12 protein-coding genes and 1 riboswitch are annotated in these 11,864 nt (G+C 31.5%); all 12 genes read right to left on the bottom strand.

Annotation, left to right across the window (positions count from 1 at the left end; all coding sequences use genetic code 11):
* Positions 1 to 41 precede the first annotated feature (41 nt).
* On the bottom strand, positions 42 to 878 hold the full coding sequence (locus tag ASC44_RS01035) for an IS3 family transposase (RefSeq protein ID WP_083476212.1): 837 nt from the start codon (positions 876 to 878) through the stop codon (positions 42 to 44).
* 14 nt (positions 879 to 892) lie between these two features.
* Positions 893 to 1,264, bottom strand: a complete 372-nt coding sequence (locus ASC44_RS01030) for a transposase (protein ID WP_055434618.1) — start codon at positions 1,262 to 1,264, stop codon at positions 893 to 895.
* Between the two features lie 262 nt (positions 1,265 to 1,526).
* Positions 1,527 to 2,189 (bottom strand): CPBP family intramembrane glutamic endopeptidase, encoded by a 663-nt coding sequence (locus ASC44_RS01025; protein ID WP_055445762.1) that lies wholly within the window; start codon positions 2,187 to 2,189, stop codon positions 1,527 to 1,529.
* A gap of 128 nt (positions 2,190 to 2,317) precedes the next feature.
* Positions 2,318 to 3,151, bottom strand: coding sequence for a LytR/AlgR family response regulator transcription factor (locus ASC44_RS01020; RefSeq protein ID WP_055445761.1), 834 nt, complete (start codon positions 3,149 to 3,151; stop codon positions 2,318 to 2,320).
* Positions 3,152 to 3,574: 423 nt separating this feature from the next.
* Entirely contained in the window at positions 3,575 to 3,979 is a 405-nt protein-coding gene (locus ASC44_RS01015; protein ID WP_055445760.1) for a hypothetical protein, read from the bottom strand.
* Between the two features lie 34 nt (positions 3,980 to 4,013).
* Positions 4,014 to 4,595 carry a Crp/Fnr family transcriptional regulator gene (locus tag ASC44_RS01010; protein WP_055445759.1) on the bottom strand — a complete coding sequence of 194 codons (582 nt, stop codon included), beginning with the start codon at positions 4,593 to 4,595 and terminating at the stop codon, positions 4,014 to 4,016.
* Positions 4,596 to 5,258: a 3,4-dihydroxy-2-butanone-4-phosphate synthase gene (gene ribB / locus ASC44_RS01005; protein WP_055445758.1), complete on the bottom strand. Its 663-nt coding sequence runs from the start codon at positions 5,256 to 5,258 to the stop codon at positions 4,596 to 4,598.
* 131 nt (positions 5,259 to 5,389) lie between these two features.
* Entirely contained in the window at positions 5,390 to 5,905 is a 516-nt protein-coding gene (locus ASC44_RS01000; RefSeq protein ID WP_055445757.1) for a PAS domain-containing protein, read from the bottom strand.
* Between the two features lie 96 nt (positions 5,906 to 6,001).
* Positions 6,002 to 6,131: riboswitch (cobalamin riboswitch) on the bottom strand.
* A 123-nt stretch (positions 6,132 to 6,254) separates the two neighbouring features.
* Complete coding sequence (locus ASC44_RS00995; RefSeq protein ID WP_055445756.1) at positions 6,255 to 6,908, bottom strand: peroxiredoxin-like family protein; 654 nt, start codon at positions 6,906 to 6,908, stop codon at positions 6,255 to 6,257.
* A gap of 322 nt (positions 6,909 to 7,230) precedes the next feature.
* A complete protein-coding gene (locus ASC44_RS00990; RefSeq protein ID WP_055445755.1) occupies positions 7,231 to 8,514 on the bottom strand; it encodes a hypothetical protein in 1,284 nt (427 codons plus the stop codon).
* Positions 8,515 to 8,605: 91 nt separating this feature from the next.
* The gene (locus ASC44_RS00985) at positions 8,606 to 9,553 is read right to left on the bottom strand and encodes an NAD(P)H-dependent flavin oxidoreductase (protein ID WP_055445754.1); all 948 of its coding nucleotides are present in this window, start codon (positions 9,551 to 9,553) and stop codon (positions 8,606 to 8,608) included.
* Positions 9,554 to 9,775: 222 nt separating this feature from the next.
* Complete coding sequence (gene dnaK, locus ASC44_RS00980) at positions 9,776 to 11,677, bottom strand: molecular chaperone DnaK (protein ID WP_055445753.1); 1,902 nt, start codon at positions 11,675 to 11,677, stop codon at positions 9,776 to 9,778.
* Positions 11,678 to 11,864 lie beyond the last annotated feature (187 nt).

Here is an 11,864-nt window from a genome sequence, read left to right as displayed (position 1 = left end):
GCGTGTCTTGTCCTGAAATATGGCTACAGGTTAAAATTGAATTAAGCTGATAATTTATATACCATATTAGGTGTTTTATAATCTAAAGATAAATGTAATCTTACTTCATTGTATAAATTAATTGCATTTTTTGCAGCTCTCTTAGCGTGACTCACGTTATCAAAGGTCTGGTCTAAATAAAATTCATCTTTTAAAATTCCATTTACACGTTCTGCCATTGCATTTTCGTAACAATGATTTTCTTCGGTCATACTAATATCTATCTTTTTTCTTTTGAGTATTTGTGTGTATACATTGCTACAATACTGTATTCCTCTGTCCGAATGATGAATAAGTTGTTTAATGCTTTTAGCTTGATAAATGGCCTTGTTTAGCGCTCTCACACATCCTTTAAGTTCCAAGCTATCACTAATATCATAACCAACTATTTTCCTGGAATGCATATCTGTTATTAAAGCTAGGTAGCAAAAACCTTTTATGGTTCTAATGTATGTGATATCAGATACCCAAACTTGGTTAGCTCTAGTAACTTCTAAGTCTTTTATGATGTTATTATATTTATAAAAACGATGATAAGAGTTCGTAGTTCTAGCACTGGTTTTCCTTCTAAGTGTCAGCATTTGATGTTTTCTAAGCACATTAAATAAAGTATCTCTAGCAACTTTAATATTGGCTTTATTAAAATCTGCATTTAATGATTTTACAAGTTTTCTCACGCCTTCTCTAGGAAGGGATTTGCGTCTTTTTCTAACGATATTAATAATCTGAAGTTCTAGGTTTAAACGCTTATCAGCTCTTTTTTTATGCTTGTAATAAGCATTGCGTTTAAGTCCAAAACAATGGGTTATAGTTGTCAAAGAAGCAAATCCCTTAGATATCTTTTTGGCTTTACTTAAGGCTTTATACTTAGCTTTTTTTTTAGTTCATTAACTGATTTATAGCCAAGATCTTCAGCAGCTACTTCAAGATAACAATCCTGTACCATAGCATCGAGATCCTTTTTAAGTAGTAGTTTTTTAAGTTGCTCAACCTCTTTTTGAAGTGCTTTAATTCTAGATATTTCGTCTTTTGTTTCCACTTTTACTCTGGTATTCATTAAATCTTTACGATTGTACTTTTTAATCCACACATTTACTGTTGTAGGTGCAATAGAGTAGAGTTTGCAAAGTTCACTCTTTGTGTGTTTACCGATTGTAAGTTCGGCTAAAATTTTTAATTTAAAAGGTTCACTGTAACGTCTAATTACTTTGTCATTTCTATACATAATGTTTAAAATTATGTAGCCTTATTTCAGGACGGGTCAGCGTTTCGTTTAACGTTTTTGTATATGGTTTGTTGCGTGGTTTAACGCACCTAATTTAGCAAATAATTACCGACCAATAAGTCCGCGAGGACTTTCGTAAGTAGGCGATAAGCCAGCAATAAATTATATACGGTGTTGTGCTTTCGTTATTTTAAGCAACTTATTTTTTTTAACAATACTTACATTGATTAAGTAAAAATCTTATCGGTACTTCTAGTTATCGTTAAGCCAAACCAAAGTAAAAACTCAAAATACCTAGTGTGTTAAAAAAACCATGTATCATAATCAAAAACCACAAATCATATTTGCGAATGTAGAATACTATAGATAAGAGTGCTCCGGTAATTACTACGACTAGTTGCCCAGTAATTCCTTGCTGCATGTGCATGTAACCGAAAAAACCACAAATTATTAGAATATTTATAGCAAGACTGATTTTACTGTCTCCAAAGAATTTTACGAACTGTCGCATAAGATAACCTCTAAAAATAATTTCTTCTCCAAATCCAGCAGTAACCCACACTATTAATAACCAGATGATTGTGTTTCCAAGGTTTCCTTTCAATTGGCTCATGCTTGAATAATCAATAGTAACTCCTGTTAGTATCTCGATTCCAGGAACGACTGCAAAAACATAAAAAATAAAGAGGCCTAGTGCAACTAATGGAGCATGTACAAGGAGATTTTTTACATTGAATTTTTCACGTTTAAAACCAAGCACTGAAAATGGTTTTCCTTTGTACTCTATAAAATTAGCTATAATAATGATAATAGAGATAATTATATTTTCAAAAGGTGTTCTAGTGATTGGCCCAAAGTACATGAAACAAATAAATGCTAGGGTAAATAATGGTATTAATGTATTTCGTAATGTAATTTTGTTCATTGTTATTTGATTTTAAATTCAAAGCAAAATAATGAACAAAACTTCTGAAAAACCCTTTAAATACTCATTCTTTTACTGAATAGTCCCAAATTAATACCTGAATAGTCGTTAGTTTTTTCAATTTCTTATTAAAACCAATCCATAAATTCTTTTCGTTTATAACGACTGATGTTGATTTTGGCAATCGTATCATTTTCAATAGAAGTTTTTAACCTAATTCGTAATTTGCCATTTTCAATCTTTTCAACATGGTCTACCGCATCTTTATGAATGATAATTTGACGATTGGCTCTAAAAAACAATTGGTCGTTTATTTTTTCTTCGAGTTCATTCAATGTAAAATCTGTGGTGATTGTGGTGCCATCATTTTGAACAGTATATACAATTTTGTTTTCGCTATAGAAACATGCAATTTTTTCGTAGGTAAGCTTGGTTATTTTCGCACCACTTTCAATAGTAATTTCATAACCTTTTATAGATAGCTTATATAAATTGTAGATGTCTAGGGAATATGCTAGTCCTATGAGAATAAAACTTAACAACAAGGTAATTAGCAATCCAATTAATAAATAATAGAATTCTGTTTCTCCACCAGCAATTATATTTAAGACAATACCTAACGGAATATACATGACGGTAATATACCCAAGAGTAGTAACCATATACCATGAGATAGAGGCGATTTCTACTTTTTTAGAGAAATACTTTTTCTTGTAAAATTTAAAATTAAGCTCTGCTATGATTCCAATAAGAATACACAAAGCAATAGTGGATAGAAAACCTTCTATTGGAAATCTATACGATTTACCATCTGGAAAACTCTCAGGAGTTGATAAATGATTTACAACTAAAGAGAAAATTATAAAAACAATTAATTTCTGAACCCAACTCCAAAGAGAACTATGATTAAATTTAAGCGATACTGTTTTTAATGCATTCTTGGTAGGTTGTTTAATAGTCATCAGTTAGTAACTCTTTTTTGTAAGATTCAAACGTGAAAAATAATTTCTTCAAAAATAGGTTTAATATATTTTTCAATTTTACTCCAAGAAGTAAGTTTTGTCTAATTTTTCTAAAGAGTTTCATTATTGGTTAGCGGTTTCTGGTAATGAGGCACAATATTTCGTTGATATAAAATCGTTTCAATGTTTTATATCATACGTTAAACGAAGTTCGACTATTTTTTTGACAAAGTCAAGTATTCGGTTTTAGTACTTTTTATATTAAAATCAAGTTGAATTTAATTTTCCTTTTCCTAAAAAAGCATAGCTGTCTCAACATTAAAACGAGTTAGTCTTATTACACTTTGTGCATATGTATCAATATAAATGATATGGATTCGTATGAGAAAATTTTCCTAATAAAAATTAAATGTAGCAGCTATTCTAGTAACTCACTTTCGATTTATTTTTAAGCTTATTTTCTATAATAGGATATAAATTATACGTTGGATAAATTTCGGTTTTAAAAGCCTTCCATGCGGTTCTTTCAATTGCTAAGTTTACAGCTGATAATTTTGAAGCAGGAAGTTCTAAAATGACCATTTGACCAATTCCCATAACCACAAACCAATTAACTACAGCCACACCTTCTGGTAGGAAGTTTTCATAAAAACCTTGATCTGTTCTTATTTTTTCAATCTCATTTAAATTCATGCTTTGATCATGTTTAAGAAAGATTGTTAGTAATAATTTGTCACTAGGTTTTTCTGAACTTGGTTTTGCATCAATCGCTTGTGAGTATCCTATAAATTGTAATAAGAATAGCCCCAGGAATAATACCTTTTTCATACTTTATAATTTTAATTTTATTGTGTATTTTATTTTACTGTTGCAACTTAGATTTTATTCTACTTAAAGTTTCTTGAGAAATATTAATATAAGAAGCAACTATTTTGTTTGGTAGGCGTCTAACAATATTAGGGTTTATTTTAAACAACTGCTGATACCTTTCGGATGCATCGAGAGTTGTAAATGATATTAATCTTTTAGAACTATTAACGTAGGCTTTTTCTAAATAAATGTTATAAAAATCTTTCCATTTAGGAATCGTTTTTATGAGGGTTCTAAAGTCATCATGAGTTATATATAACAACTCACTCTTTTCTATAACTTGAATATTTTCTTGTGCTGGTTCGTTGGTTATAAAGCTAACAAGTTCTGTCGCAAACTGATTTTCGAATGCTATATAACGTGTAATATCCTTGCCCTCTTCATCTATATAAAAAATTCTTAGACACCCTTTTTTAACGAAATAACTAACCTGACTGTTCTTTCCATTTGAAAGTAAAATTTCATTTTTACTTTTTTTAATGGGTTTAAAATAAGACAAGACCACTTTTAAGTCTTCATCCTCAATATCAATATTCTTTTTTATGAAATTTGTGAGTTCAATATAGTGCTCCATTTATTTATAGTCTCTTACAAATTTACGGTAATGTATAATATCTTGTATTGATAGTGCCATTAAATTATGTTCTTCTGTAAATTCTATAATACTATCCATTTGCGCCATTGTACCGTCGTCGTTCATTAATTCGCAGAGTACAGCTTCTGGTTTTAAGCCTGCTAATTTCATTAAATCTACGCTTCCTTCTGTATGCCCATCTCTTTCAAGTACACCGTTGTTTTTAGCTCTTAAAGGAAATATATGCCCTGGTTTTGCCAAGTCGCTACTTACCGCATTTTCGTTGCTGGCTACTTGTATTGTTTTCAATCTGTCTTTTGCTGAGACTCCCGTAGTCACTCCTTCCTTTGCTTCTATAGAAATAGTAAAAGGCGTTTGAAAACTACTCGTATTTTCTTTTACCATGTATGGCAAATTAAGTGAATCTGCTTTTTCATTGGTTAAACAAAGACAAACAATACCACTACATTTTCTAATCATGAGTGCCATGTTACTATTGGTCATATTATGTGCGGAGAATATTAAATCGCCCTCGTTTTCTCTATTTTCATCGTCCATTAAAATAACTCCACTTCCATTTTGAAGGTGTTTTAATGCTTTTTCTACACGTTCCTGGCTATCGTTACCAAAAAGTGTTAGTGTATTTAATTCTGTAAGTACCATTATTCGTTTTTATTGTTATTTGAAAACACAAAACTAATGGTCTCTTAAATCAATTTGTTTGACGTAGGTCAATAAATGTGATGTTTTTAAATTTTATAGTCAGCTTAACAGAAAACTAAGTATTAATTGCTTTAGTATTCTAATACAGAACTATTATTACTTTTTATATAAACTTCTTTTTCTAAAGCTAGTAAATGAGACAATTTCCCTTCTTTATTTTTTAATGGAAACACCTCTATTTCACAGCGATACATTTCACCGCTTTTTTTATAGTTTATTATGGTTTCCTTAAATGGTAATTGATTTTTAATATTTTCTCTTATTCTATTTAAGGTTTCTTCTGAAGTCTTTTCGCCTTGTAAAAAATTTGGAGATTTACCTTTGGTGAAATTTACGGGATAGCCCGTCATCTCTTTAAAACCAACATTAACCCATTCTATTTTTTGATTACTATTAGTTAAAACTATAGCATCGAAATTTACTTTATTTAATTGTTCTTCTATATTAAAAGACCAATTGTATTTATCTTGAAACTCTTTTAACGCAGCTATGTCTGAGTTTCTTTTAAAATCCTCGGATTGCTTTTGAAGAAACACAGAATAGATATCCCAGCATTGTAATGGTCCACGAAGTATTATTTTTGACATTGGTTTCAATTTTAATTGCTTTTTAAATGAAACACTAATAGTGAAGAATAACTACATTCTTAAAAACTATTAACAGGCTTCAAATCGCGAAAGCATTATTATTAATTAGTAAAGGCAAGTAATCTGGCTTATAATAATTTAGATTATTAATTACAGTTGCGCGACAGCTTGTGATTTTAACACAATTCCTTTTAACGTATAAACGACCTTTTACAATACAAGGATAATACTTAATAAATGAACTTACAATGTCTTGATATTATTTAACAAAAAAGCCCTTGAAAATTTCAAGGACTTTATTTTTTTGAGAACTGTTTAAATTGAATTACTTTATAAAGACAGTAAAGCTTTATAAAGTTAGTTTTTTCAAGGCCTCAATAATCTCATCTGGCTCTGAGCGCGTTCTATAATCAACATTAACATAATTCCATTTAACCAGTCCGTCACGTCCCAAAATAAACGTAGCCGGAATAGGTAATATAGCACCGTTACCATTGTTAATTTTATCTAAATCAAGATTTCGATCTACTCGCATATGTTCCATCAAAAACTCAGGTACTTCCCAAGCCACACCGTATTGCGAAGCAACTTTTGCATCCTGATCTGACAATACTATAAATTCCATTTCATTAATCTCACTTTTAGACAAAGACCCATCTGGTACTTGTGGGCTAATGGCAACTAATGTCGCACCCAATTCATGAATTTCACTTAATTTAGCTTGCAACGCTCTAAGTTGTAAGTTACAATATGGACACCAATCACCACGATAAAATGTAATAACAACTGGTCCTTTTTCTAGTAAAGTATCTAGCGATACTAATTTTCCTTCAGGATTAGGCAACTTGAAACTTGGAGCTTTATGCCCAATTTTGATAGCATCATCTCCTTTTTCGAAAGCTTTTGCTTTTGCAATAATATCATCGACACCTTTCATAAAGTCTGGTTTAGCTTTTCTTCCAGCTGCAATTTTAGCGTCCGTTTGTTCTTTTAAGGTTTCCATAATTTTCTTTTAATTATATCTCAAAATCTCAACATATAATTTTTAATTATCCACTCTATTTAATTGTAAATATAAGTACCCAAATTTCAATATCATTATATAATGATACACAATGTTTCATATTATGTGAAAAACGTAATTTGACTATTTATTTTAGGAAAAATAATTTCAAATCGTAATAAAAAGATCAAATTATCACTAATTTATTCTTTGTCATATACTATAAAACATTAAACAACAATATTGCTACTCTTCATTCAAAATTAATAAGTAAAAGCGTTTTAATATCTAAGAAATAGATGCGTAACGATTAGAAGTTTGGTTAGTTCACTTTTTTTGTACAATCAAAACATTCCAACAGTTCTAATGGCAAGTTAAGTTTTCCGGAGCCCTTGAGCGGATCTTTTACTACTCCTTTTTTATCTATAACCTTTTTAAATTCTTTGGCATAAGCAACTAAATCTATTCTTCGAGATATCATTTTCTCGATAATTTCTTTACCGTCTAACGCTTGTATTTCCTTGGGCCATGCGTTTAAAGCATCGTATATTACCTTATTGGTTAAAGATTTTTGAAGTTTTTCAGCTTCAGCAATAAATACCTTTTCGGAAGTATTATATAAGAAATAACGATCGAAAGGATATACCAAACCTGGCATGAAATCAATCTCTTTTTCAAAAGACTGCAATTCTGGAACCATATTTTTATTAGATAAAATAGTAGGAATTATACCTTCGGTTTTAAAAAAAGCATTATCCCGATCACCTGCCAATGGAATGGCTCTATAATTATGGTCTTGTTTCTCTATTACCCAACCGTATTGCTTGGCATGCCTATCCCAATCGCCTATAAGGAAATCGAATAAACGCAAACGTATAAGTGCAGATTTATCGATTACAACAGTATTTTCTTGATTAAGTTTTAATTTTTGTAAATCGTCCGTCTCAATAATTTCAATTGCATTTTTATTATTTGTCCAATTTACATGGCTGTCTGTTTCATACTCTAATAAATACAACCTATTACCAAATTGTGCATTGTAGTTCTCTAGTATTTTTTGCTTTGGAATAAATACAATTTTTGGATGTGTAGTGTAAATACTAGCGGCTTTTGCGAGTTCGGAAACCAAAATAGCACCATAAGGATGCTGTGCGCTAATACCATCGATAACAATATTTTCTAAACCTAATGTTTTAGCTAAATCTGGAATTAATGCTCGTGGGTCTTTATTTATACTTCTAAGTGTATATTTTATTCCTTTTTCAGATTCCAATTTTAAAGAATGGGTTTGCTTTCCACCACCCTTTTTTAAAACCTCCATCCCTCCTTGTAAGGAGTCTAAAAAAATTACTGGCACTTTTATTGGGGTTTCCCATGCTTTCCGATATTGCTCTCCTTGCATTAGTAATTTAATATCGTCTGCTTTATATAATGTACTTGCAGCTAAAACCACAGAGTCTATAGCCTTAAAATTAAAAGACGAAATATTATCAATGTTTAGTAATTCTGCTTTTTTGAAATTTTCATTAGTACTAGACAAAGACCAATATAACGCCCCAATAAAAGCTATAACAATAAATATAAAAAGTTTACCAAATGTTTTCATTAACTATATAGCACTTACAATTACAAAGTAATTAAAATTTATTAATTATTCAATGCATTTTCATGTTATAAAAGTTTGAAACAAAATATTTTTAACTCACTAATTTAACAATGATATCCTTTACAGGCAAAATGGCTTTTGTGTACTCTATACTTGGTCCTGCAACCCAAACTGTTTTATAAGTTGCCTTTTTAGCTGCATTTTCTGTAGCTTTCATACCAATAGAAAAACGAACCATCTTCACCCATTTTTTTAAGGTTTTGCTTTTGTTTAAAAAAGATTCAATCCAAGATTCTTTAGTTCCAATTTTCTGAACATAAGGCGTATTAATTACTGTACAAGGTGTACCAGAAATACGTTGCGTCATAATAATATCTTTAGCACCATAATCTACACAAGCCTGCTTATATTCTTCTGTAACTCCTGCTTCTATAGATGCTATAAACGGACTTCCAACGCTAACACCTTCTGCTCCGTAGCTTATCATTCTATCAATATCTGCTTTACAACCTACACCTCCTGCAGAAATTACAGGAATGCTTAGCGCTTTACTTAATTGGTTTGTTAATTCTTCTGGAGATAAGTTTCCTCTGTGCCCACCAGCTTCGCTATTTACTGCAATCGCAGCGTCTGCACCTAATTGCTCTACTTTTTTAGCAAAACGTAAATCGGTAACATCACAAAAAACTTTTATTCCTGCTTTGTGTGCCTGCTTAATGGTTTCTTCCGGGCTTCCTAAAGAAGTGATTATAAAATCGCATCCTTCTTCGCAAATCACTTCTAACTGACCTTTATATTTTAAGTTAGATTTATTTACAATTAAATTAAAACCAAAAGATCCTCCTTCAACTTTATTAGCTTTAAGTTCCTTTAAGACCGCTCTTAACTCATCGAGTGTTCTATAATTAAGTGCAGGAATACAACCTGCAATTCCACCTTTCATAGCTTCTGTAACCATTGCAACGTTAGATACCAAAAACATTGGTGCTTGAATTATTGGGTGCTTAATATTTAGAAGTTGAGTTAATTTAGTTTGCATGATGTCTTTATTAGTTTATAACAAATATAATCAATAATTTATTATGCATGCATAATTCTTTTTTAATATGAAACATAAAAAAACGCAACCAAATTAATGGTTGCGTTTTTAATATTGTGAGATTCTTCGCTTTCGCTAAGAATGACAATTTTAAAAAAGATACTCAGTCAAGCTGAGCATAAGCGATTCACACAATTTTGCTTTACAAAATTGGTTCTCTGCTTATTTAACTTCTTCGAAATCTACATCTTCTACATCGCTATTCTCATCAGCTGGCTGCTCTGCTCCTGCTTCTGGTCCAGCTGCTCCACCTTGAGCATCTGCTTGTGCTTTGTACATTTCTTCACTAGCTACTTTCCAAACTTCGTTAAGTTTGTCTAAAGCTGGCTCAATAACTGCCACATCTCTAGTTTCGTATGCTACTTTTAATTCTGCTAAAGCTTCTTCAATTGGTGCTTTTTTATCATCAGATATTTTGTCACCAAATTCTTTTAGTTGATTTTCAGTTTGGAAAATCATAGAATCCGCTTCGTTTAATTTCTTAGCGTTTTCTGCTGCTTTAGCATCTGCTTCTGCATTTGCTTCAGCATCAGCTCTCATTGCTTTAATTTCTTCTTCAGTTAAACCAGAAGACGCTTCGATACGGATATCTTGTGTCTTGTTAGTTGCTTTATCTGTTGCAGAAACTTTAATAATTCCGTTGGCATCGATATCGAAAGTTACTTCAATTTGAGGCACTCCTCTTTGTGCTGGTGGAATATCGCTTAAGTGAAAACGTCCAATTGTTTTGTTATCTGCAGCCATAGCTCTTTCACCTTGTAATACGTGGATTTCCACTGAAGGTTGGTTGTCTGCTGCTGTAGAGAATACTTGAGATTTTTTTGTAGGAATAGTAGTATTTGCTTCAATAAGTTTCGTCATTACGTTACCCATTGTTTCGATACCTAATGATAAAGGTGTTACATCTAAAAGTAAAACATCTTTAACATCTCCAGATAAAACTCCACCTTGAATTGCTGCTCCTAAAGAAACAACTTCATCAGGGTTTACGCCTTTAGAAGGTGCTTTTCCAAAGAACTTTTCTACTGCTTGTTGTACTGCTGGGATACGTGTAGATCCACCAACTAAAATTACTTGGTCGATATCACTTTTAGATAATCCTGCTGCTTTTAAAGCTGTTGCACAAGGCTCTATTGTTCTTTTTACTAAATCGTCAATTAACTGCTCGAATTTAGAACGTGTTAATGTACGTACTAAGTGTTTTGGTCCAGATGCAGTTGCTGTAATATAAGGTAAGTTAATTTCTGTTTGCTCTGAAGCAGATAACTCAATCTTAGCTTTTTCTGCAGCTTCTTTTAAACGTTGTAAAGACATTGGATCTTTACGTAAGTCCATAGACTCTTCAGCGTTAAACTCGTCTGCTAACCAATCAATAAGTTTTTGATCTACGTCATCACCACCTAAGTGCGTATCACCATCTGTAGATAAAACTTCGAATACACCATCTCCTAATTCAAGGATAGATACATCATGCGTTCCACCACCAAAATCGAAAACAACGATTTTTTGATCAACTCCTTTTTTGTCCATACCATAAGCTAAAGCTGCTGCTGTTGGCTCGTTGATAATACGACGTACTTTTAAACCTGCAATTTCACCAGCTTCTTTTGTAGCTTGACGTTGTGCATCGTTAAAATATGCTGGTACAGTAATTACTGCTTCTGTTACTGAAGTACCTAGGTAATCTTCAGCTGTTTTTTTCATTTTCTGTAATACCATTGCAGATAATTCTTGTGGCGTATATAAACGACCATCAATATCAACACGTGGTGTATCATTATCTCCTTTTACTACTTTGTAAGGTACACGTTCTGCTTCTTTTTTAGACTCAGTATACTTGTTACCCATAAAACGTTTAATAGAATAAACTGTTTTTGTTGGGTTAGTTACTGCTTGTCTTTTTGCTGGATCTCCAACTTTAATTTCTCCACCTTCTACAAAGGCAATTACAGATGGCGTTGTTCTTTTACCTTCTGCGTTAGGGATAACTACTGGCTCGTTACCTTCCATTACAGAAACGCAAGAGTTGGTAGTTCCTAAATCGATTCCAATAATCTTACTCATATCTTTATTTGTTTTATGTTTTTCCGCTTAATGCGAAATAAATTTTATTAATTATTTACAAATGCATAAAGACAATGATTATGCCATTAGAAAAAATGTGACATGATGTCATATTTTATATTTAGAAATTATTTCTATTTGACGTTACTTTGGTATTAGTTTTGATACACTTAAAGAAAAACAATCT

It is taken from the genome of Lacinutrix mariniflava (genome assembly GCF_001418015.1).
GTDB lineage: Bacteria > Bacteroidota > Bacteroidia > Flavobacteriales > Flavobacteriaceae > Lacinutrix > Lacinutrix mariniflava.
This window is presented reverse-complemented; position numbering and strand designations above follow the sequence as displayed.

Coding starts and splice junctions, on each gene's coding strand:
- ASC44_RS01030 (WP_055434618.1), bottom strand. CDS start 1,264: ATGTATAGAAATGACAAAGTAATTAGACGTTACAGTGAACCTTTTAAA.
- ASC44_RS01025 (WP_055445762.1), bottom strand. CDS start 2,189: ATGAACAAAATTACATTACGAAATACATTAATACCATTATTTACCCTA.
- ASC44_RS01020 (WP_055445761.1), bottom strand. CDS start 3,151: ATGACTATTAAACAACCTACCAAGAATGCATTAAAAACAGTATCGCTT.
- ASC44_RS01015 (WP_055445760.1), bottom strand. CDS start 3,979: ATGAAAAAGGTATTATTCCTGGGGCTATTCTTATTACAATTTATAGGA.
- ASC44_RS01010 (WP_055445759.1), bottom strand. CDS start 4,595: ATGGAGCACTATATTGAACTCACAAATTTCATAAAAAAGAATATTGAT.
- ribB (WP_055445758.1), bottom strand. CDS start 5,258: ATGGTACTTACAGAATTAAATACACTAACACTTTTTGGTAACGATAGC.
- ASC44_RS01000 (WP_055445757.1), bottom strand. CDS start 5,905: ATGTCAAAAATAATACTTCGTGGACCATTACAATGCTGGGATATCTAT.
- ASC44_RS00995 (WP_055445756.1), bottom strand. CDS start 6,908: ATGGAAACCTTAAAAGAACAAACGGACGCTAAAATTGCAGCTGGAAGA.
- ASC44_RS00990 (WP_055445755.1), bottom strand. CDS start 8,514: ATGAAAACATTTGGTAAACTTTTTATATTTATTGTTATAGCTTTTATT.
- ASC44_RS00985 (WP_055445754.1), bottom strand. CDS start 9,553: ATGCAAACTAAATTAACTCAACTTCTAAATATTAAGCACCCAATAATT.
- dnaK (WP_055445753.1), bottom strand. CDS start 11,677: ATGAGTAAGATTATTGGAATCGATTTAGGAACTACCAACTCTTGCGTT.